We start from the raw sequence: 20,289 nt of genomic DNA on the forward strand, positions 1-20,289 counted from the left end.
CGGCCACTGCAGACGAAACACTCGAGCTGGCACAGCCGCGCGGCCGGCACCACCCACCGCACAACTCACCGCCGGGCCCCGGGAGTCAGGACCACCCAAAGCCCGCGGCGGCCACTGCAGATGAAGCACTCCAGCGGGCGCAGCCGCGCGGCCGGCACCACCCACCGCACGGCTCACTGCGGGGCCCCGGGAGTCAGGACCACCCAAAGCCCGCGGCGGCCACTGCAGACGAAACACTCGAGCTGGCGCAGCCGCGCGGCCGGCACCACCCACCGCACAGCTCACCGCCGGGCCCCGGGAGTCAGGACCACCCAAAGCCCGCGGCGGCCACTGCAGACGAAACACTCGAGCTGGCACAGCCGCGCGGCCGGCACCACCCACCGCACAGCTCACCGCCGGGCCCCGGGAGTCAGGACCACGGGAAGCTCGCGGCGGCCACTGCAGACGAAACACTCCGGCGGGCGCAGCCGTGCGGCCGGCCGCACCGCCCACGGTGCGGTTCACTGTGGGGCTGCGGGGGTGAGGACCACGGGAAGCTCGCGGTGGCCGCTGGAGATGAAGGACTCCAGCGGGCGCAGTTCCTGGGCGGGCACCGCGAGGCGCAGGTGCGGGAAGCGGGTGAAGAGGGCTGCCAGGGCCGTGGTCGCCTCCAGCATCGCCAGGGGCCGGCCCAGGCAGTGGTGCACCCCGTGCCCGAAGGCCAGATGGTCCCGGCTGGTGGGGCGGGTGGCGTCGAAGCGGTCCGCGTCCGGGCCGTGCCGGTGCGGGTCGCGGCCGGCGGCCGCGAGCGACATCACGATCGCCTCGCCCCGGGCGATGCGTAGGCCGTCCACGTCGATGTCGTCGACCGCGAAGCGCAGCGGGATGGTGGCGACCGGCGCCATGCAGCGCAGGGTCTCGTCCACCACCGCTTCCCAGGACACCTCGCCGCGCTGGGCCAGGCGCAGTTGGCCGGGGTGGCTGAGCAGGGCACAGACCGCCTGGTCCAGGAGGTTGACGGTGGTCTCGTGACCGGCGCCGATGATCAGCAGCAGGGTGTCGAGGAGTTCCTTCTCGCTCAGGCCCGAGCCCTCCTCGTCGCGCACGGCGATCAGCTCGCTCGTCATGTCCGCTCCCGGCCGGCGCCGTTTGCCGGCCACCAGGCCCGACAGCAGCGCATACAGCTCCGCCTGGTTGGCCTGCGCCGCCTGCGGGGTGGTCGTGGTGGTGAACAGGACGTCGACCACCCGGTGCAGGTCCGGCCAGCCGGCCCGCTCCAGGCCCAGCACCTCGGAGATGACCTGGACGGGCAGCGCGAAACAGAACTCTTTGCGCAGGTCGACGACCTGACCCGGCGGCACCTGCGCCAGATGCTCGGTCAGCTCGCCGACGATCTGCGTGATCCTGTCCTTCAGCAGGGCGGTGCGCCGCCCGGTGAAGGCCGGGGCCACCAGCCGGCGCAGCCGCCGGTGCTCCTCACCGTAGGCGGTGAGCATGTTCCGCACCGACACCCACATGGCCAGCGGCCAGGAGCCGTCGACCTCCCCGCTCCTCCAGGCCGGCCAATGTTGGTAGGCGTCCTTGGACACCCGCGGATCGGCCATCAGACGCTGGACGAGCTCATGCCGGGTGATCGCCCAGGCCCGCACCCCGCCCGGCAGCTCGACCAGGACGGCCGCACCCCGCGCTCTCAGACAGGCACCCTCGCCATGAACATCCCGACCCGTGGGGTCCAGGACAGCAGGGACGGTTGGTTCTTCCATCAGTCGGCTTCCCCCCTGAAGGCCGTGCAGACGGTACGGAAATCGAAAACAAACACCGCACACGACCAGCGCGCGACCAGCATGCGACGGCATGCGACGGTGTGCGGTGGAGGAGATAGTGCCACGGAAGAACCCGCCGCACGCCCCAATTCCTAAGAAACAAACGGCAGTCAGCTTCAGAACAACGGATCGTCCCCGCCGAAGCCCCGCATCTCAGCCCCCCGCTTCCGGAACCACGGAATCCGAACGCTTGACCGTTCCTTTGCCCTGGTCCCGATTGAGAATAAAACCGGTAGGTCCGTATCTTACATGACGGCTTACCTGACTTCCCCGACGTCCCCGACGTCCCTGACTTCCCGCCCCTGCCCGCCACTTGCTCCGGGAGACGCAGATGCAACCGGCACCGCCAAAGCCCCACGAACCGGCCCCCGCTCTGCCCCGCCTGACCACCACCGTCCCCCGGGAGTACGTCCACCGGGCCTGCCTGGCCGAGGTCTTCCTCACCGGCTGCACCCAGCAGAGCGAGACCCGCTTCGCCCTCTCCGGCCAGTGGCCCCGCGCCCACACCTTCTTCCAGTCCGCCGACGGCACCGCACACGACCCGCTGCTGACAGCAGAGACGTTTCGCCAGGCCGGACTCTTCCTCGCCCACGCCGAACTCGGCGTCCCCCTCGGCCACCACTTCGTCATGTGGGAACTCGCCTTCACCACCGACCCCGACCGCCTGCACATCGGCCCCCGCCCCACCGACATCGAACTCACCGCCACCTGCACCGACATCACCCGCCGGGCAGGCCGCGCCACCGGCTTCCGCATGGAACTGTCCATACGGCGCGACGGCCAGGCGATCGCCGCCGGCGGCGGCCGCTTCACCGTCATCACCCCCGCCGTCTACCACCGCCTGCGCGGCACCCACCCCACCCCGGACACAAGCACCCTGCGCCAGATCCCGCGCGAGACGATGCCGCCCACCGCCGTCGGACGGGCCCGCAACACCGACGTGGTGCTGTCCCCGACCGACACACCCCACCGCTGGCTGCTGACCCCCGACCCCACCCACCCCGTCCTGTTCGACCACACCGGCGACCACCACCCCGGCATGGTCCTCCTCGAAGCCGCCCGCCAGGCCGCATGCGCCCTCGTCACCCCCATGACCGTCACCCCCTCCGCGATCACCACCGCCTTCCACCGCTACGCCGAACTCGACCAGCCCTGCCACATCGAAGCCACCCTCGCCCCAACCCAGGAACACCACCAGGTGACCGTGAACGTGACCGGACACCAAAACGGCGCACTCGTCTTCACCTCCCAACTCACCGGCCCCCTCCACTGACCACAAACCAGCACCCCGCACCCGCCCCGCCACACACCCTCAGGACGGCTCCCCAGCACAGGGGCGCAGCACCCCAAGGACGCTGACCACGAACCGGCACCCGGCACCGCCCTGCCACACCCTCAGGACGGCTCCCCAGCACAGGGGCGCAGCACCCCAAGGACACGGCAGGCACCAACGGACCGTCGGACGAACCCGACCCTGACAGGACCGGCCGGGGCCACGGCACACAAACACCACGGCCCACGGACACACCCGCAGCACCCACCACACTCCGAACCCCGGGGGCCCTCCCCGGCCACCAGGACACCCGCCAGACCACCGATCCCCCGCCCCCGGGAATTCACCCCGCCCCACACGACAACACACCGGCCGTGCAGTTCGGCCAGGCCGGCGAGGTGGCCCTCGTAAGGCGGGATCATCAGAAAGCCGGGCAGCACGGCAACGGCCTGGTACTGCAACAGCTCCGCCGACCTGCCGTCCTCGCCGAAATCCGACAGCAACAACACCACCCGGGCGCCAACCTCCCCGCACATGCAGCAGCTCAGCAGCACATACAGGAAGCCGGCCACCTCCACCTCCCCCGGGGCCATCGCCGAAGACACCGCCGAGAAAGCAAGAGCTTCACAGCCCGCGGCCCACCGGCAGGTACCCCGACTCCACCACAGGCAAATCTCCAAACCCCCACCACACACCGGCCAGACAGCAGGAGGAAAAGAGCTGCGCTGACGACTTGAGTCGTCAACGCGTGCGGGGCGCCGGCAGCCACCCAAGCCGCCACCGCCCCCTCACCCAGCTGCCATCAGGAGACGGCCTCGGCGTTCGTGCGCGTGATCCGCGCCCCGGCAACGTCCAGACTCCGGACGATCCGCTCGTGCGGGAGAAGGCGCGGCGGAAGGCGGACCCGAGCTGGTGGTGCCCGACACCCAGAGCGTGCACGTGGCGGCCGGGGTGCCCGCGGGGTCGACGGGTTGTGATGCGGCAAAAGTACTGGGCCGCACGCGCGGTCTGGCCGTTGACGTGTTGGGTCTGGTGACCTGTGGTGGTGCTCGCTGCGTCCGTGCACCACAACGCTGCGGGCATCGCGTTGCTGGACAAGGTCGCCGCCGACACCGAGAACGTTCAGAAGGCTCTGGTCGACCAGGGCTTCAAGAACGCCGTCGTCATGCACGGGCAGAAGGTGGGCACCGACGTGGAGATCGTGGATCGCAACCCGGCCCGGACCGGTTCGTGCCGATCCCCAAACGGTGGATCGTGGAGCGCGCCTACGGGATCTTGATGCTGCACCGCAGGCCGGTGCGCGATTACGAGCACCTGCCGCGCAGTTCGGAGTCGCGGGTGCACTGGGCGATGACCGCGGTGAAACTGCGCCGGCTGACCGAGGCCGCCGCTCCGTCCTGGCGCAGCACATGACCGGCGGGGAGCTGACCCTCGGGGCGGTACTTGCGCGGCTGGAGGAGCAGGTGGCCTGTGCATTCCGTCACCCCACGAGCCGCATTTCGTCGGTTCCCCTCAAAGCGGTGAGGGATTCAAATTCCGTCGGTTGGCCGCTCCGCAGGCGCCACCAGCTCGCCCTCGAGCGGCGCCTGTGCTCCCGTCGCCTGGTCGCCGAAGGGGCCTGGACCAGACGGGTCAGCGGGTGCAGACGAAATGCTCGTCCGTCAACGACGTGGCGTTGGAGCTGCTGCCACCGGGGCAGATGCTCCAGACAAGGCCGTCCTGGCTCGCATCGAATAAGACGGCGTAGACGGACTGGTTGTTGCTGCAGGACACCACGTTGCTGATCCCGAAGTCACTGAGGTTCCGGCAGTGGTGGTGCCTCTGCATCATGTAACGATCTTGGAAGCGATATCAGTTCTCGGACCTGCCTGACGGCCTGGGGCCCTGCGCGATCAGGACACCGCTGAGGAGGAGTGACGCCGGTCAGGGGGATCGCGGTCGCCGCAGTCTTGACCAGCGCGTCTTGGTCAGGGATTGGACCTCAGCGGTGGTGCCTGCCGCGTCATCCCGGGCGGCTGGAGTATGGGCGAGGGCTCGGGTCCAGGATCATCTGTGACGACGACTCCGGCGGCCGTGTGGTCGAAGTCGGCGGGCCAACGGGTGTACTCACTGGCCAGGGCGCCGGTCAGGCGTGCTTCGACGAGGTTGGCGGTGCTCAAGTCCGTGCCACGCAAGTCAGCCATGCGGAGGTCAGCGCGGTGGAAGACCGCGCCGCGGGCATCGGCCTTACGCAGATTCGCCTCGCGCAGGTCGGTCTCGGTGAAGTCGGCGTCACCCAAGTCGGTTTCGACCAGCTTCGCGGCCCGTAGGTCGGCCAGAATGCAGCGGGCCCGGCGGAGAATCGCAGTGGTGAGGTCGGCGTGCCGCAGGTTGACCGAGACCAGGGACGCCTGGGTCAGGTTGGCGTGGTACAGGCCCGCCGCCTCCATGCAGGCGCGGTCGAAGTTGACCTCGGGGAACCACAGTCCGTCGCAGTCGGCCCGGCGCAAGTCGGTGATGCTGAGATTGACCCACGGCTGCTCCCGGTGCTGGCACAGCACGCCGAGCGCGGTCAGCGCCACTTGGGCGTCGGCGGCACGGGTCTCCAGGGGTGCGATGTCGTTGATGTGCACGTTGGCCGCCGGTGATTCCGGCCCGGCAGGTGGCCAGGGCAGGTGTGTACGCAGATACGCGGCCTGGATGGAGATGATGGCCTCCCGGTCGCGGGCGGACTGCTCCGCGATCCGCCACAGCGCGTGCAACCCGCCGATGCGCACGTCCAGCTTGTCGCTGCCGAGCTGGTCGACGGCCCGGCTGAATCGGTCGGTGACGTAGCCCTCCTGGGCGGCGCGCAAACCGTCCTGACTCACCCGCAGTTGCCGCCAGGTGGCGTACGCGCCGAAGAGCACGACCAGGCCGCCGACCACCTGCAGAAGCGTCGTACGGACATCGTTCACCGCCGTCAGTCGATCCTGCGCGGCAATTCTCGCCCCGGCGAGATCGTGATCGACCACCACCCCCGGCAGTACGACGAACAGCGTGCCCAGAATGACCAGTCCCGCCCCCGCCAGCAGGCCAGCAGCTACACGACCCCTGACCAGCCCGTCATGCCATGCCCGCCGCCCGCGGCCCGGTTCCCCCATCTCCATGGGCATGGGAGCCTAGACGCCGCTTCAGAAGACGATCAAGAGCACTGAGCCACTGGCCCATAACATGAGAACGGCCTTACGGCCCGCGCGACGCCGCGCGAGCCGCAGGGCGGCGTGCCCCCGGACGCCGGCAGCTGCGGCGCGACAGGGGTCATGCTCTGCCGGGGAGGCCGGCAAAGCGGCCGCGCGCTTCGGTCTGCTCGGCCAGGTCGAGGGCGCGTAGTGCGAGCCAAAGGTCATGGATGGCGCTGGGGGACCGTAGGAGAGAGCGTGCGAGCAGTGCTTCGCCACGTGCCAGGCGCTTGCGTACGGCGGATGCCGAGATGCACAGCGCGGCCGCCGTGGGACCGATGCGTGCGTCGAGGCGCAGCCAGGTGGCGAGGGTTTCTGCGATACATGCCGGAACGTCGGGCGCGGTGACGGGACGGAACTGCTGTTGGGCCCACTCCCCGACGCGGGGCAGTGACAGGAGCTCGTCCACGGTGGGCAGCGTCCTTGCCGCCTCTGCGATGTCGCCCTCCGGCGGGGACGGGACCTGTTCGGTGACGCTGCGCAGAGCGAGTGCCAGTGCGGCCTGGTCGGCGAGCCGATGAAGGTCCAGGCCGAGCAGTTCTTGGATGCCTGTCAGGCGCGCGGTCAGGGTGTTGCGGTGAATCTTCAGGTGAGCCGTCGCACGGGAGTGGAAGCTGAGCCATGACGCGGCGGTGGCCAGCAGTTCGGCGCCGTCGGGGTCCTGTGCCCGTCTCGCGCGGTGGGTACGGATCGGTAAGAGGAAGGCCTTGGCCCAGACCGCCGCAGCGGGCCCGATGGTCAGCGCCAGGTCAGGACTGGCCGCGAACGAGGCCCGCCGTTCCGCGCGGCCGCGTGCGGCGGCGAGAGCATGGAAGGCCTGCGCGTAGCCGGTGGCGGTCTCCCGCAGGGGCACGGCACCGCTCTCTCCGATCCAGCAGACCGCCGCCAGTTCGGGGGGCCAGACCGGTGCCGGGGCGTCGTCAGCGGGCGCGAGCATGAAGGAGTGGTCGACGTACACCGGGCACTGCACGATCCACGCGCCTTTGGTCATATCGCTCAGTTTCCGGACCAGTTGGCCGCGAAAGCTCGGCGGGCCCTCGATGACGTACACCCGTACCATCGCGGGCAGAGCCGGGCGCAGCGCCCCCGCTATCTGGCGTGCGGCGGACGTATGGCCGTTCATCAGCAAGTGCAGGACTGCTTCGCGCGTCCCGGCTTCGGCGATCGTCAGCCGACGCTGCCGGCGCCGGGTGTGTTCCGCCAGCCAGCTCAGGTACAGCACGGATGACGCATCCGCAAGCAGCAGGCGCAGTTCAGGTGGTGCCGGCCGGGGCGCCACGGCAGCGAGTAGGGGCGCGGCGGCGCTTCGCGATCCGCCGAGGGGAAGGACGATGCAGGTGAGTCCGTCCTCGTCGATGGCGACGGACCCCAGCCTCCGCTCGGTCAACTCCCGCGCGCCGCGCAGCGCGAGACCACGCTCAGCGTCGCCGAGGAGGGTGCGGGCCGGACAGGTCACCGTACCCGCGGAGTCCATCAGAAACGCGGTGACGCTGGTACGTCCCTCCAGCCAGCGAAGCACCGGTCCGGTGCCGCCCCTGCGCGCGGCACGCTGCATGTCCAGCACGTCGTCGGCCCGTCGGACCCGTCGGGCAGCCGCCGTGTCCACACGCAGATCACCGTGCATGTCACCCCCGGGAGACTCTCAAGTCGGTCCGCTCGCAGAGTAGGCAGGCGCTGGCAGGGTCACAACAAGGCTCGCTGTGCAGTCCGGCACCGGAGGGACCGCTTTAGTGTGCAAACAGCTCCTGCGTGTAGCCCGCAGCCGTCATAGATTCTGGTCGTCCGCGGGATGTCCTGATGGACACTCACCACGGCTGCCCGCGTGAGGCAGCCGTTCACAATGACGTGCCTGCTGTTGTAGCCCTTGTCACCGGGTAACGCGCGAAACTGCACACTCCTCGCCCGTGTGCGCCGTCGGCTTCCCGCCGACGGTACGAGTCCACAGGATAGGCCTTCTCCCCCATCATCAGCGGCGCGCCGGCAGGCCCTGCATCTGCCGATGGCGCTCGGACAGATCCGCCATCATCTTGGTGCTCTCCTCCGCAAGGCACGCATCGCCCCGCATCCCGTAAATGCCGTCCGGCATCAGCGCGGCAGCGGGCTGGTTCCGGATCAGACCTGGCTCTCTCGCCTCCAGGCCGCGGCCCGGCCCCCGCTGAAGGTCGCGGTGCTGAACCCGTTCACGGGCGCAGCGCCTTCGTGCGCGTCGCCCCGGCTCCAGGCATTGCCCCTGTTGGACCCAACAGGCCTGATAGGGCGTGACATGCGACGGCACTCACCTCCAGCCGCTGCGGGGTGAGCGCCGTCCCCGTTCGGGTGATCCGCGTCCCTGGGGCCAGCGTGGTGGCCCGCGGCCGACAAATTCCTAGAAGCCACTGGCCGGTCACTGATCTGGAACTACTTCTCGACTGAATGCCGGGTCCCGGCCCCCGAACGCCGGCACCCAGATCCACGCCTCCTCCTCGACATTCACCCGCCGGAACTCCCCCGCGGGATGCCAGCAAGCCTCTCCGGCACGACGTGGCGGAAGGCGGTCGCCGATACCCCGACAGCCAGGCAGGCGTCCGGCCCTCATGGCTGCGCTAGCGGGGTCGGCGAAGGGACAGGCCCCCTCCACCATGTCGGTGCAGAGGAGGCACTCGCGATGCTTCGCTGGGCGTCAGCAGTACAGGAGAGCGTCGTGGTTGTAGGTGTTGGAGTACAGGGATCCGGCGTAGCCCGCGCCGTAGTAGTCGTCGGGGCCAAGGTCCGACTCAACGATCACCGTGTGGCCGGTGTTGTTGACGATCGAGGCAGCCTTGCCGTACACCGTCTGCCCGTAACCAGAACCGTTTCCCCAGTGAGCGAACTTGAAGTCCGACAGACTGAGGCTCTGGCCAGGCGACCAGTCTTCCCACGCGCCCCAGCCGTACTGCGGCGAGTTGAAGTACAAGCACACGTTCCCGCTCGGGCAGGCCTCGGCCCCCCTCGGCGGCGTGGCGGCGAAAGCGCCTCCCGTGGCCAAGCTCAACGCGGCGACCGTGAGCGTCCCCACGATCGCAAGCTTGCCGGTGCGCCGCCCGAACCTGATACGCATTGCGTCCCCTCCCATGACAGCAGTGCCATGACGAAGTCCAGTCAGCCTGCCCACATAGCGAGCCCATGCTGACTGGACTCCGACAACGATCACATCGCCTCCGCGCCAGCGATATGTGTGCGCCTTCTTCCGGTTGTGGAGATCACCGCCCATTAATGAGCGGTGCGCATCGTGATGCCGCAGGTCAAGGGCCTGGTGTGCGCGGGGTTCGGGGCGCTGGGGCTGGTGCACGGCTTCGCCCACCTCAAGAACTCAAGAACTGGCGCGTGCTCGGCAAGGTCCGCACCGACCCGAAACGGGCGCCCCTGAACAACTGCTGCTCAATCTCGTGAACAAAGCCAGTCGCTCTTGGCGCGCTGGTCCTTCCGCGGCACCGAGGCAAACACATCCGCCACGATGGCCGCCCGAGACATGACGCACGACGAGAGCCGCGAGTACGGGGACGTCCTCCCCGGAACCTGCCAGAGAGAGCTTCGCTCATCTCAGGGCACGGGCCGTACGGTCAGTTGAAACCCACCCAGGGCGTGTCGTAGATGTTGGGCGTCGTGATGAGCCCCAAAATCTGACTGCCGAAGCTCCCGTTGAGGTCGTATTCCTTACAGGCACCGCGGGCGAAGTAGATGTTGGCCTCGTAGAACGTCGCGCCGGTGTTGACGTCCCGCAACTGCAGGTTGTGCCAGCGGGAGTCGATGACCTGGACCCCGACCGTGTTGGGGCCAGACTGCTCGTTGCAGACCAGAAACGTGCGACCACCCGAATTGTTGGTCAGGTAGAGCTTGAACCAGTCCGTGGTCGCCGGGTCCGGGGCGCCGACGGAGGCGTTGGCAGTCCCGCCCAGGCCGATGGTGGCGCCGCCGACGAGGGCGAGGGTGACGGCTCCGAGGGCGACGGCGCGCTTGGCCTTCACTAGTTTCAACATGGGTGTGCTTCCCCCTGTGTGAGTGGAGGCCCTGGTGAGGGGCCCTTGTCGTTCCCCGTTGTTCGTCCGCGCATCAGCATGCCTGCGCACGATCAACCACGGGAATCCGCGGATTGCGTTGCGTCGCGAATCTAGGCTCATCCACACATGGTGTGGACTGCCGAGTTGCACAGTGAAGAATGGGTTCCGGTCTCGAAGTGCACAGCGAGCCAGGACGGCGCAGGCAGGGTCCTAGGCAGTGTTTGAGATGTGGTTACAACGACTGCCGTATCAATGTGAGTTGGACGGTCGCCTCGTAGCGGACAGCGAGCTTGTCGTACCTGGTGGCCACGCCCCGAGCCTGTTTGAGCAGCCCAATCCGACACTCGACCTTGTGTCTGCGCTTGTAGACCTCGCGGTCAAAGCCGGGCGCGCGGCCACCTGCCGAACCCCGGCGCAGCCGATGGCCGGCCTGGTCGCGCTTCTCCGGGATGGTGTGCGGGATCTGGCGGCGGCGCAGGTAGACGCGGATCGCGCGGGAAGAGTACGCCCGGTCGGCGATCACGCGAGAGGGCCGGGTACGCGGGCGTCCGCCGTCCGTTCGGGCGACGCGGATCTTGTCTACGAGCCGGGTGAACTGCGGGGCGTCCCCGCGCTGCCCGCCGGTGACCGTGACGGCTAGGACGTGCCCGGAGGCATCCGCCGCCAGGTGGAGCTTGGTGGTCAGGCCCCCGCGCGAGCGGCCCAGCGCATGGTCGTCCGGCTCCGCCGCCAGGTAGGCCACACGCGTCCGGCCCGGATCGGGAGCCCCCTTTTGCGGGCACCGGCGGCATGCTGATGGGCCCGGCAAACCGTCGAATCGACGGAAACCTCCCACTCGATCACACCATCTGCATCCGCCTTGACCTGGAGTTCTTGCAGGACACGGGCCCAGGTGCCGTCGATCTGCCAGCGCCGGAAAACCGAGTATGCGGTCTCCCACGGCCCGTACCGCCCGGGCACGTCCCGCCACGGCGAGCCGGTCCTGGCCCGCCCCCAGATCCCGTCGAGGACCTGCCGCCGGTCCCTCGGCGGCCGCCCCATCTTCGGCACCGGCGGCAACAGCGGCTCCAGCCGCTCCCACTGTTCGTCTGTCAGGTCCCCACGAGCCACATCAAGATCGTTTCATCGGCTTGATCGACGCTTCAAGCCCGTGTCAGGACGCCGTCTCCCCTGTCTCCGCTTCGTCATCCGAGCCGTACATCTCGACCAGCAGGCGCTGACGCGCCGCCTTTAGACACTCGTCGTAGTTCGGCATAAAGATCTCAGCGAGCGTCGCTTCCAGGGCCCCGGAGATCGCGTAGATCGGAGACCAGACTGCACGGTCAGTCTTCAACAGGTCATCTAGCACGCCAGACTGGTGCATCGCTTGATGGAGCCAGTCCGATAGCACAAGAGCCTGATCGCGCGTGAATTCGATGGTTATCGGTTCCTCTGCCACAGGGGAACGGTAACCGGCACCCCCCAATGACCGCCCGTGTGGGGCAGGCGGCGCCGCGGCAGCCCCCATCAGCCTCTACGAGCACATCTCAAACACTTCCTAGTCGATGACGTGCACGGTGACGTACAGGTCTCCGGGCACCCGCCGTGTCTGCCCGGTGCTCCTAGCTTCCTCGGCGGTGCCATTAACGAACGTGTCACGAGCCCCAAACGGCGTTCCGTGACGTCACGGTGGCTTGCTTGTTCTCCAGGACGGAAGGGAAGCCTCCCGGGTTCCCGCCGCTTGTCTGGCGAGCGGGTCTTTCGGTTCGCGTAGTGACTCAGCCCTCCGGGAGGGGGACGAGTCCAAAGATCACGTGAAGGGGCCCTCACTCAAGTGCGGGCCCCTTCACGGTTCCTGGGGGCTACAGAGGGCGGACCCAGGTGCGGCCGGCGGTGCGTTCGGCGTCGGGTGCGGTGGGCTTGCCCTGTCGTACGTCGTCGATGAGGTCGAGCAGCCAGTTGTCCGTCTCGGTTCTGACCTGGTCTCAGATGGCTTCTGCCAGTGCGGGTTCCATTCCGGCGGGGCAGGTGCCCCTCTCCGGTGTCCGTGTCCCACTGCAGGTCGAGGGCGGCGAGGCGTACGCGGGCCTGGTCGCTGTGCTCGGACTAGATCACGGGCCAGTCGAACGTCTCGTTCGGGCCGAGCCCGTGGGTGTCGCCGTCGCCCTGGTTGAACACCAGCTCGGCGACGGCGTCGTGGTCCGACATGGGGTCGAGGTCCACGCCTTCGCGGAGCTGATGCGGTCAGGGGTATCGCTCCGGTGGTCCACCGGCCCGCCGCCGCTTGAGATAGGCCCTGAACTCGTCGACGGCTTGCTGGTCGCCTGGGCTGAGCTTGAAGTTGGGGTTGTTGCCGCACGGCGGCCCGCCGTTGCCGGACGGGGCCGAGGCCGGTGTCTTGGGGGTCTCGCTCATGTGCTGGCCTCCAGCTGGCGGGGGACGGCTCCGGCCGCCCGTAGTTCGCGCAGGTCGGGAATGTGGTCGTAGAGGGTGCCCGGGGAGGCCTTGATGATCTCCTCGGTGGCGACGGTGGGGCGTCCGCCGACCCGGCCGCGGGCGCGGGCGGCGGCGAAGCCCTCGCGGGGTGCCCTTGACGATGAGTGCGCGGGGACGAACTCCGCGAGGGCGGCGAAGACGTGGAAGACGAGCCGTCCTCCGGGAGCGGTGGTGTCGAGGTCCTCGTGCAGCGAGGTGAATCCGATCCCGCGGGTGCGGAGTTCGGCGACCATGTTGATGAGGTCCTGGAGGCTGCGGCCATAGCGGCCGAGCGAGGGGACCACGAGGGTGTCGTCGGCGTCGAGGAAGGCGTGGCACGCCTTCAGCTCCGGGCGAATCGCGGTCTTGCCGGACTTCTTGTCCGCGAGGAAGCCCCCCTTCCGCACCCGCGACTGCGCGTGCGGCTGCGGCTGCGGCTGCGGCTGCGGCTGCGGCTGCGGCTGCGGCTGCGGCTGCGGCTGCGGCTGCGGCTGCGGCTGCGGCGAGACCACCACGCACGACTGCGTCCCCGGCCACGAACTCCGCGCCATCCAGGCCCGCGTCCGCGAACACTTCCACGGCTCCGCCCTCGCCTTCATCACCTGGCTTGACACCGAACTCCCGCCCAAGGCATCCGCAGCGTGACCTGACCGACCTACCCAACGGTTGAGGACCCCGACAGGTGCCGGGGTCCTCAACCGTGATCGGGTCTCTGAGCTGGGACGAAGCCGCTTAACGTTGATTTTTCCGCGAGAACACTGGGACCCCATCTGGGAGGAGACGGTGACCAGCGTCTTCCGCGTGGATCAGTCCCGGTTGGCCTCGCGGGAGGCGAGCTGTCCGTTCCTGTGAGAGGAGCGGCGGGTGGATGCGCCTGGTCATCAGCGTGATCGCGGCCTGTTTGCAGCTTCTATCGCTGGCTGCGCAGTATCTGCTCAATCAGGTCAGTACGCTGCTGCGCGAGCCTCGCCGCTTCCCGGATGTCCCTTTGACTGATGGGTGCTTCGCTGAGATGGAAGTTGAAACGGCCGGCGGACACGGCCATGTTCTTCACCCGGTTCTGCCGGATCTGGTGGGCGATGGTAATGATCACCGCCGCGCCTGCCGCATCGCCGACGAGCAGCACAGCCGCTCCGGCAGCCGCGTGGCCCCCGGCGGCCAGAGCGATAGCGCTGAGGCTGGGCATGGTATCCCTCCTTACGATCTGAACACTCACGACACGGGCATCACAACCCGCCGCCGTGAGTGAAGAGTTAAGGCTCGCAAGCAAGCACGGGCCAGGTGCTGCAATAGCGGCTGTCACCAGCCAAACATCGCTACACATAGAATTACCGGTGACAGGGGACTGCGACGATCCTTCCTCGTGCCTACCGAGGCGTTCTCGATGTGAACTCCCCCGAACGCTGCGTGCAGCCGGGGAAGTTCTGAAGGAATTCTGTCCAACCACCTCGGTTCTGAATGCTGTAGTTGGCCAGGGTGTCGAGGCCGGTGTTGTTGGCTCGTCAGCAACTGTTGACGAGGGACATATGTTTGATGTCGTCGTACCAGCCGAGGTCGAAGGTTCCCTTCGCCGTCCACACGTACTGCTGGGTGTGGTCGGGCAGGTTCTTCACAAATTTGGTCGGGTTCGCCGGGTCCTGGATGTCGGCGTTGCGCAGGGTCGTAAGAACGGCTCCGTTCCCGTCCTTTAGTCGCGCGCGCATCAACCAGGCGTCGTTGTTGTCGCTGCTGGTGACCGTGGCCCGGAAGTACGCCGTGCCGTTCGGGTACACGGTCCACCTCGCGCCCGAGAACATGGTGCAGTCGCCCTTGTGCAGGGTGTCCCAGGTGAACGTCTTCGAGGCTGCCGCACGGACCGTGGCGTGGGCCGTTCCCACAGTGGGGAGCACGGCGCCGGCGGTCAGGGCTGCGGTGGCTACGGCGGTGGCCACGAGTTTGCGGGGGCGGCGTTTCCCGCCGGTGTTCCATTTGAAGTACACGGAATTTTCCTTTCATAACTGTTGGAGTGGGTGTTGGATGTTGGATCTGAATCACAGCGCCGGTACAGGTGGTCACGAGTAGTCGGCTACTCGATTTAGGGGTCGGGGTGGCGGTCCTGGGCGTCCGCGGCCTATATCGCCACGGGTTCCGGCGCCGGGCGGGACAGGACGAGGGCGATGACGACGACGCTGACGATCACGAAGACCGCGACCGCGAGCACTACCCAGGACGCGACGCCGCTGACGAACAGCGCCGGAAGGGCCGTGACCACGTCGATGATCCGTGCACCCGCCACAACTCGGGATCCTGTACGGCTGCCCTTGCGCCACGTGATGACGACGGCGGCCAGGGTGATTGCCCCGAGGACGATGTCGCCGATCAGGACACCGGTAGGGGGACCCGCTGTGCCGCCGTCGTCCGCCGGGATGTCGAAGACATTGCCCAGGTCGAACAGGCCGAGGAGCGCCGCGAGCGCGAGGCCCACCTTGTTCTTGCGGGTGAGGGAGGGTGCGGCTGTCAGGTTGCTCATGTCCGTCCGCCTGTCGTTGGGGGGAGCCAACGCGGCTACCCGTGCACCGAGCATGGGGTAGCCGGCACCCGGGAGGCGAGGGCTGTGTGTCCCGGGCGTCCGGGAGGATTTCCCGTACGTACCAGGACACTTGGCCCCCCGTCGGCGACGGGTGTCGGCCATCATCGGGATATGAGCCCAACCACTCGCCCGATCCGCGTACTTGTCGCCGACGATCACCCCGTCGTACGCCGTGGGATGACGGCCCTGTTGGCCTCACTGGACGGTGTCGAGGTGGTCGCCGAGGCGGCCACTGGACAGGAGGCAGTGCGCGAGGCGCAGTTGAAACGTCCCGACGTCGTGGTGATGGACATCCAGATGCCGGCCATGGACGGTGTGGAGGCCACGCGACGGCTGACCGCCCTGTTGCCGGACGTCGCGGTGCTGGTGGTCACCATGTTCGAGGATGACGCGACGGTGGTGTCCGCAATGCGCGCCGGCGCCCGCGGCTATCTCCTCAAGGGGGCACAGCAGGAGGAGATCCTCACCACCATCCGCTCGGTCGCGGCCGGCCAGTTCGTCATAGGTCCCGCAATCGCGGCCCGCTTGCTGGGGCACCTGGACCCGGCGCCCGTGCCCGCCGTCCCTTTCCCCGACCTCACCACGCGCGAGCGCGAGGTACTCGAACTCATCGCCCAAGGCCACACCAGGACCCGGGTCGCGGCCGATTTGGCGCTGGCCGACAAGACCGTCCGCAACCATCTCACGGCCATCTTCGCCAAGCTGGGGGTGCGTGACAGGACCGAAGCAGCGATCCTGGCCCGGGAGCAGGGGCTCGGCGGCGGCACCCCGGGCTCGGGGCCGTGACGGCGCGGATCCGGCTCGGCGACGGCCGGGGCCGCCCGGTTGTGCTGTGGGCCGTCCTCGCCCTGCTGACAGGTACGGCGGTCGCCTCGCTGTGCTTCGCGCCGCCGCCGGCTTCGAACCAGTGGGTGATCTGGGCTGTGATGACGGGCGGCGGCCTGGCGGTGTCCTGCGGCGTGGTCGCCCCGCGTCGTCCGGCCGCGCCGGTGTCCCGGCTGCTCGCCGTGTCCGCTGTCATGTTGCTGAGCGCCCCGCTGCTGCTTGCCGCCGGGGCCCGTGACATCGCCGTGGCGCTGGCCGTGCTCGCCTCCACGGCCGCCGTGCCACTGGCCGCGCTCCGGGTCGTCGAGGCGCGCCCGGCCACCCGGCTGTTGCGCTGGGCGGACGGATGCCTCCTCGTTACCGGGGTCGGCTGCGCCGTAGCGGCGGCGCAAGGTGCCCAAGCCTCGCTGGTGGCGGCGGGCCTGGCCTCGGGCATCGCGATGTGCGCGGGCACCTGGCTGCTCTTCGAAGTCACCTCGGGGGACGACCGGCGCCGGGTGCTGTGGCTGGTGCTGGGGGCGGCCGCAGCGACCCTCGGCGGCATGGTGTTCTTCGCGGCGCAGAACTCCCTGCCCATGAGTTCCGTCGCTAACGTCGTCGGCGAAGGAGTCCTATCACTGTTCTTCCTGGCGGCGATGACCGTCGCGCTCGTCGCCCCGCGGCGGGTCGATGTGCGGGTGGTGATCCGGGGAGCGACCGTACTCATCGTCATGCTCGCGCTCAGCGCCGCCGTCTACGAGGGCTTCGCGGCGTTGTGGGAGATGATGGTGGGCTCACGGCCGGGCAAGGGGGTTCCGGCCTTGCTCGCGGCCCTGATCGCCTCCGGATATGGGCCCGTGCGGCAGTGGGTGGAGGCGAGCATGGACGAGATGCTGTTCGGTAGATCCGCCGACCCGGTTGAGACCCTGACCCGGCTCGGCACGGACCTCACCGCCGGTGCCCCACCGCTTCACTGGCTGCACACCCTGCGCTCGACCCTCGGCGTGCCCGGGATCGCGCTGCGCCAGGACGGCGTCACCATCGCCTCGGCGGGAACCCAGGACGACGGCCAGACCACAGTCACGGCCCTGCACGCGGGCGGAGAGTACGTGGGCAGCCTGGTGGTCTGCCTCCCGCCCGGGCATCTGCGGCTCCCGCGGGCGGCTGCCGCGGTGGTCGGGCTGGTGGCGGTGCCGCTCGCCCAGGCGCTGCACGCGGCTCGGCTGAGCGAGCAACTACGCGTCTCGCGGGGCCGTGTGGTGACCGCGCTGGAGGAGGAGCGCCGCCGCATGCGCCGGGACCTGCACGACGGGCTCGGCCCGACCCTGACCGGCATCGCCTACAACGCGGACGCGGCCGTCAACCTCATCGGCACCGACCCGGACGCCGCAGTGCGGACACTGCGAGGGCTGCGCGCCGACGTCGGCGACGCGATCACCGAGATCCGCCGGATCGTCTACGGCCTCAGGCCCCGGGCCCTCGACGAGTTCGGCCTCATCGACGCCGTCCTCCAGCGCATCACCCAACTGCGGGTCGCCGACGGCCGACCGCTGGACATCACCCTCGACGCACCGGACCGGTTGCCCCAACTCCCCGCGGCCGTGGAGGTCGCCGCCTACCGGGTCGCGGTAGAGGCAGTGACCAACATCGCCCGGCACTCCGCGGGTACCACGGCCAGACTCGCCCTGACCCTGCCGGACAACTCCCTGCTGCGCGTCACCATCGCGGACACCGGCCGCTGCACCGAGCCGTGGACGCCCGGCGTCGGCATCCAGTCCATGCACGAACGCGTCGAGCAGATCGGCGGCACCCTTACCATTCACGCCACCCCGCAGGGAGCCACCGTCACCGCGGACCTGCCTCTTGGTCTTCCCGCCTGACCGAGATTGAGGGACCGTGCAGAGACTGCATCTTGGTGTCACATGATTGGCCACCAAGAGGCCGGTCTCATCGCGGCTACTGACCCAGCCACGTTCAGCGAGGCGGTCGAAGATGGGGTAGACGGTGCCGGGGCCGAGGTCGGCGTCGCGGCAGATGCTGAGGCCCAGGCCGGCGCATCGTCCGTCGCGGAGAGCAGTGCCTCCAAGACGGCGATCGTCGGCTTGGTGAGCGGGATGTTCGCCATGTCTCTATTCGAGCATGTATCGAGTACGAACTAGAACCAACCGAGGAAGGTTTGCGACTCGCGCGACCGCTGAGGCGTTGTCAGACCCACCTGCCACGCTTGGTTACAACTCTGCACGGAGGGAGGTGAAGTGAGAGGCCATTCTGAAACAGTATGCCCGATTATCGGCAGTTGGCTTGGGTCTGATGCAGGTTCGGGTGACGGTTTGACCTGCCCCACAGTTTGGGTTCCAGCTGCGGTGGCTAACTGGCGGCGGGGATGGTGTCTTGTTCGGAGAGTAGTTCGTACTCGATCGGGGTGCGGTAGCCCAGTGCTGAGTGGCGCCGCTGTCGGTTGTGGAAGACCTCGATGTACTCGAAGATCGCGTTGGCCAACTCGACCCGGGTCTTCCACCGTTTGCGGTTCAACAGCTCGATCTGCATCGAGGACCAGAACGACTCCATCATCGCGTTGTCCAGGCCGTCTCCGACCGTGCCGAACGATGGCAGGAGCCCGGCGGAGCGGATCCTTTCCCCGAAGACCCAGGAGGTGAACTGGGTGCCGTGATCGGCGTGCACTATCCCGCCTGGTTCGGGGCGCCGGTTGCGGAGGGCCATGTCTAACGCGTTGACCACGAGGGTGGAGTCCTGTCTGGAGTCGATCGACCAGCCCACGATCTTGCGGCTGAACGCGTCCAGGACCGCCGCGCAGTACACCCACCCTTCTCTGGTGCGGTGTTGCGTGATGTCGGTGACCCACAGCTCGTTGGGACGCAGCCGATGGAACTTCCGGTTGACCAGGTCATCGGCGGTGACGACACCCCGCAGGCGCTTGATCCGCACCGGTCCGGGCAGTCCGTAGATCCCGGCCTGTGTCATCAGCACCGACACGGTCCTCGAGCACACCTGGATGCCCATGCCCAGGGTGAGCTCGGCGTGGACGCGGCGGTAGCCGTAGGTGCCGCGTGAGGCGACGTGGACCTCCCGGATCAGCCCGGTCAGCCACTCCCGTCGCAGCTGCCGCGGTGTGGTCGGGGTGCGCTTGTGTTTGTAGTAGTTCTGCCGGGCGACCCCGAGGATCCGGCAGCATCGGTCGACCGGTGCCCCGGCATCGACGAGACGGTCGATCACCGGGTAGAGCCTTTTGGGGCCGGCTTGTCCTCGCCGAGGAACTTGGCGGCCTTGCGGACGATCTCGAGCTCGGTTTCCAACTCCCGGATCCGTCGACGCGCTGCACGCAGCTCTGCGGACTCCTCCGACACCCTGCCAGGGCGCCGCCCGTTGTCGATGTCGTCCTGGCGCAACCACTTCGACAACGTGACCGGATGGATGCCGAGGTCAACGGCCGTCTGCTTCTGTTCTTTTCCTGCCCGCACCAACGCGATGGCGCGGGCGCGGAACTCAGCTTGGCCGATCGGCTCATGACCCAGCCACTCCAGGTCATCCTCGCCGGACGCATCGGCAACACCGGCTCCTACGACACCGGCATGCAGCTGTGGAAGCTGGCCCCCAACCCCGTCGACCTCATGGTGATCGACGGCGCCGGCCACTACGAGATGTACGACGAACCCGAATACGTCGACGCCGCCGTCGAACGACTCACCAGCTTCTATGCGAGCAACCTTTAAGGCATCCGAACCGGCGATCTTATGCGGTCACAGCACTAGCCGAGCTTGCTGCGCCGTGTCTGCACGGCCCCCGCAGGGCTGCCGGTACTGCTGAGGGGGGCTGGTGAGGAGGATGGCCTTGCGGCCCCGACATCGAGCGACCCCGATGACCCAAACGATCAGAACCACCGCGTCTTCGCGCTGGAGCAGGAAGTCGAACAGCTGAGGGAGGCCGTGGCCTCGCACGCCGTCGCGGACCAGGCCATCCACACCGCGCCCCCGGACGGCCGCAGGCCCCCCTGGCCGGTACAGGAGGGCGGGCGAGAGGCCGGGGCAGCTCCGGCCGGGTGAACGATATTGATTTATTCTCAGGCGTTTTGTCACGTTGAGTAGTGCCTCGATGTTGCTGTTGTCGGTGGCCGCCCGGCCAGGACCTCTGCCTCGCCGGCCGCGTGCCACAG

At 68.4% G+C, this 20,289-nt stretch carries 16 protein-coding genes and 3 pseudogenes; 5 read left to right on the forward strand and 14 right to left on the reverse strand.

Annotated elements, in window-relative coordinates; all coding sequences use genetic code 11:
* Nucleotides 1-500: 500 nt before the first annotated feature.
* Nucleotides 501-1,742: a cytochrome P450 gene (locus ACFY1E_RS47260; RefSeq protein WP_389088657.1), complete on the reverse strand. Its 1,242-nt coding sequence runs from the start codon at nucleotides 1,740-1,742 to the stop codon at nucleotides 501-503.
* A 391-nt stretch (nucleotides 1,743-2,133) separates the two neighbouring features.
* On the opposite strand from ACFY1E_RS47260, the gene ACFY1E_RS47265 reads away from it, so the two are divergent.
* Nucleotides 2,134-3,075: a ScbA/BarX family gamma-butyrolactone biosynthesis protein gene (locus ACFY1E_RS47265; RefSeq protein WP_389088660.1), complete on the forward strand. Its 942-nt coding sequence runs from the start codon at nucleotides 2,134-2,136 to the stop codon at nucleotides 3,073-3,075.
* Between the two features lie 874 nt (nucleotides 3,076-3,949).
* A pseudogene (locus ACFY1E_RS47270) lies at nucleotides 3,950-4,488 on the forward strand (IS5/IS1182 family transposase); the annotation flags it as partial.
* A 219-nt stretch (nucleotides 4,489-4,707) separates the two neighbouring features.
* On the opposite strand, the gene ACFY1E_RS47275 reads toward ACFY1E_RS47270, so the two are convergent.
* The 12 genes from ACFY1E_RS47275 to ACFY1E_RS47330 all read right to left on the reverse strand — a co-directional run bounded on the left by ACFY1E_RS47275 (nucleotide 4,708) and on the right by ACFY1E_RS47330 (nucleotide 15,254).
* A complete protein-coding gene (locus tag ACFY1E_RS47275) occupies nucleotides 4,708-4,905 on the reverse strand; it encodes a hypothetical protein (RefSeq protein ID WP_389088662.1) in 198 nt (65 codons plus the stop codon).
* A gap of 137 nt (nucleotides 4,906-5,042) precedes the next feature.
* Nucleotides 5,043-6,197, reverse strand: coding sequence for a pentapeptide repeat-containing protein (locus ACFY1E_RS47280; protein ID WP_389088728.1), 1,155 nt, complete (start codon nucleotides 6,195-6,197; stop codon nucleotides 5,043-5,045).
* A 157-nt stretch (nucleotides 6,198-6,354) separates the two neighbouring features.
* Entirely contained in the window at nucleotides 6,355-7,881 is a 1,527-nt protein-coding gene (locus tag ACFY1E_RS47285) for a helix-turn-helix domain-containing protein (RefSeq protein WP_389088665.1), read from the reverse strand.
* Nucleotides 7,882-8,934: 1,053 nt separating this feature from the next.
* Nucleotides 8,935-9,351 carry a hypothetical protein gene (locus ACFY1E_RS47290; protein WP_389088667.1) on the reverse strand — a complete coding sequence of 139 codons (417 nt, stop codon included), beginning with the start codon at nucleotides 9,349-9,351 and terminating at the stop codon, nucleotides 8,935-8,937.
* A 502-nt stretch (nucleotides 9,352-9,853) separates the two neighbouring features.
* Complete coding sequence (locus tag ACFY1E_RS47295) at nucleotides 9,854-10,270, reverse strand: hypothetical protein (protein WP_389088669.1); 417 nt, start codon at nucleotides 10,268-10,270, stop codon at nucleotides 9,854-9,856.
* Between the two features lie 253 nt (nucleotides 10,271-10,523).
* A protein-coding gene (locus ACFY1E_RS47300; RefSeq protein WP_389088672.1) for an IS5 family transposase occupies nucleotides 10,524-11,401 on the reverse strand; the annotation gives its coding sequence in 2 pieces (ribosomal slippage) (nucleotides 10,524-11,032 and nucleotides 11,032-11,401; 879 coding nt in all).
* Between the two features lie 43 nt (nucleotides 11,402-11,444).
* On the reverse strand, nucleotides 11,445-11,729 hold the full coding sequence (locus tag ACFY1E_RS47305) for a hypothetical protein (RefSeq protein WP_389088674.1): 285 nt from the start codon (nucleotides 11,727-11,729) through the stop codon (nucleotides 11,445-11,447).
* A 785-nt stretch (nucleotides 11,730-12,514) separates the two neighbouring features.
* Complete coding sequence (locus tag ACFY1E_RS47310) at nucleotides 12,515-12,685, reverse strand: hypothetical protein (protein ID WP_389088676.1); 171 nt, start codon at nucleotides 12,683-12,685, stop codon at nucleotides 12,515-12,517.
* Nucleotides 12,682-13,260 carry a recombinase family protein gene (locus ACFY1E_RS47315; protein WP_389088679.1) on the reverse strand — a complete coding sequence of 193 codons (579 nt, stop codon included), beginning with the start codon at nucleotides 13,258-13,260 and terminating at the stop codon, nucleotides 12,682-12,684. The genes ACFY1E_RS47310 and ACFY1E_RS47315 overlap by 4 nt, the downstream gene beginning before the upstream one ends.
* Before the next feature lie 395 nt (nucleotides 13,261-13,655).
* Nucleotides 13,656-13,931, reverse strand: a complete 276-nt coding sequence (locus ACFY1E_RS47320) for a hypothetical protein (protein WP_389088681.1) — start codon at nucleotides 13,929-13,931, stop codon at nucleotides 13,656-13,658.
* Nucleotides 13,932-14,247: 316 nt separating this feature from the next.
* Nucleotides 14,248-14,724 (reverse strand): DUF6294 family protein, encoded by a 477-nt coding sequence (locus ACFY1E_RS47325; RefSeq protein WP_389088684.1) that lies wholly within the window; start codon nucleotides 14,722-14,724, stop codon nucleotides 14,248-14,250.
* Nucleotides 14,725-14,855: 131 nt separating this feature from the next.
* The gene (locus ACFY1E_RS47330; protein WP_389088686.1) at nucleotides 14,856-15,254 is read right to left on the reverse strand and encodes a hypothetical protein; all 399 of its coding nucleotides are present in this window, start codon (nucleotides 15,252-15,254) and stop codon (nucleotides 14,856-14,858) included.
* A gap of 171 nt (nucleotides 15,255-15,425) precedes the next feature.
* On the opposite strand from ACFY1E_RS47330, the gene ACFY1E_RS47335 reads away from it, so the two are divergent.
* Together ACFY1E_RS47335 and ACFY1E_RS47340 are read left to right on the forward strand one after the other, a co-directional pair.
* Entirely contained in the window at nucleotides 15,426-16,100 is a 675-nt protein-coding gene (locus ACFY1E_RS47335) for a response regulator (RefSeq protein WP_389088689.1), read from the forward strand.
* On the forward strand, nucleotides 16,097-17,998 hold the full coding sequence (locus ACFY1E_RS47340; RefSeq protein ID WP_389088691.1) for a sensor histidine kinase: 1,902 nt from the start codon (nucleotides 16,097-16,099) through the stop codon (nucleotides 17,996-17,998). Before ACFY1E_RS47335 ends, ACFY1E_RS47340 begins: the two co-directional genes overlap by 4 nt.
* Before the next feature lie 487 nt (nucleotides 17,999-18,485).
* On the opposite strand, the pseudogene ACFY1E_RS47345 reads toward ACFY1E_RS47340, so the two are convergent.
* Nucleotides 18,486-19,636: pseudogene (locus ACFY1E_RS47345) on the reverse strand (IS3 family transposase).
* On the opposite strand from ACFY1E_RS47345, the pseudogene ACFY1E_RS47350 reads away from it, so the two are divergent.
* Nucleotides 19,628-19,849 (forward strand): annotated as a pseudogene (locus ACFY1E_RS47350) (alpha/beta hydrolase); the annotation flags it as partial. The pseudogenes ACFY1E_RS47345 and ACFY1E_RS47350 sit on opposite strands and share 9 nt — an antisense overlap.
* Between the last annotated feature and the right edge of the window lie 440 nt (nucleotides 19,850-20,289).

The organism is Streptomyces sp. NPDC001604, assembly GCF_042893475.1.
Taxonomy (GTDB): Bacteria; Actinomycetota; Actinomycetes; order Streptomycetales; family Streptomycetaceae; genus Streptomyces.

Coding starts and splice junctions, on each gene's coding strand:
- ACFY1E_RS47260 (WP_389088657.1), bottom strand. CDS start 1,742: ATGGAAGAACCAACCGTCCCTGCTGTCCTGGACCCCACGGGTCGGGAT.
- ACFY1E_RS47265 (WP_389088660.1), top strand. CDS start 2,134: ATGCAACCGGCACCGCCAAAGCCCCACGAACCGGCCCCCGCTCTGCCC.
- ACFY1E_RS47275 (WP_389088662.1), bottom strand. CDS start 4,905: ATGATGCAGAGGCACCACCACTGCCGGAACCTCAGTGACTTCGGGATC.
- ACFY1E_RS47280 (WP_389088728.1), bottom strand. CDS start 6,197: ATGGGGGAACCGGGCCGCGGGCGGCGGGCATGGCATGACGGGCTGGTC.
- ACFY1E_RS47290 (WP_389088667.1), bottom strand. CDS start 9,351: ATGCGTATCAGGTTCGGGCGGCGCACCGGCAAGCTTGCGATCGTGGGG.
- ACFY1E_RS47295 (WP_389088669.1), bottom strand. CDS start 10,270: ATGTTGAAACTAGTGAAGGCCAAGCGCGCCGTCGCCCTCGGAGCCGTC.
- ACFY1E_RS47310 (WP_389088676.1), bottom strand. CDS start 12,685: ATGAGCGAGACCCCCAAGACACCGGCCTCGGCCCCGTCCGGCAACGGC.
- ACFY1E_RS47320 (WP_389088681.1), bottom strand. CDS start 13,931: ATGCCCAGCCTCAGCGCTATCGCTCTGGCCGCCGGGGGCCACGCGGCT.
- ACFY1E_RS47330 (WP_389088686.1), bottom strand. CDS start 15,254: ATGAGCAACCTGACAGCCGCACCCTCCCTCACCCGCAAGAACAAGGTG.
- ACFY1E_RS47335 (WP_389088689.1), top strand. CDS start 15,426: ATGAGCCCAACCACTCGCCCGATCCGCGTACTTGTCGCCGACGATCAC.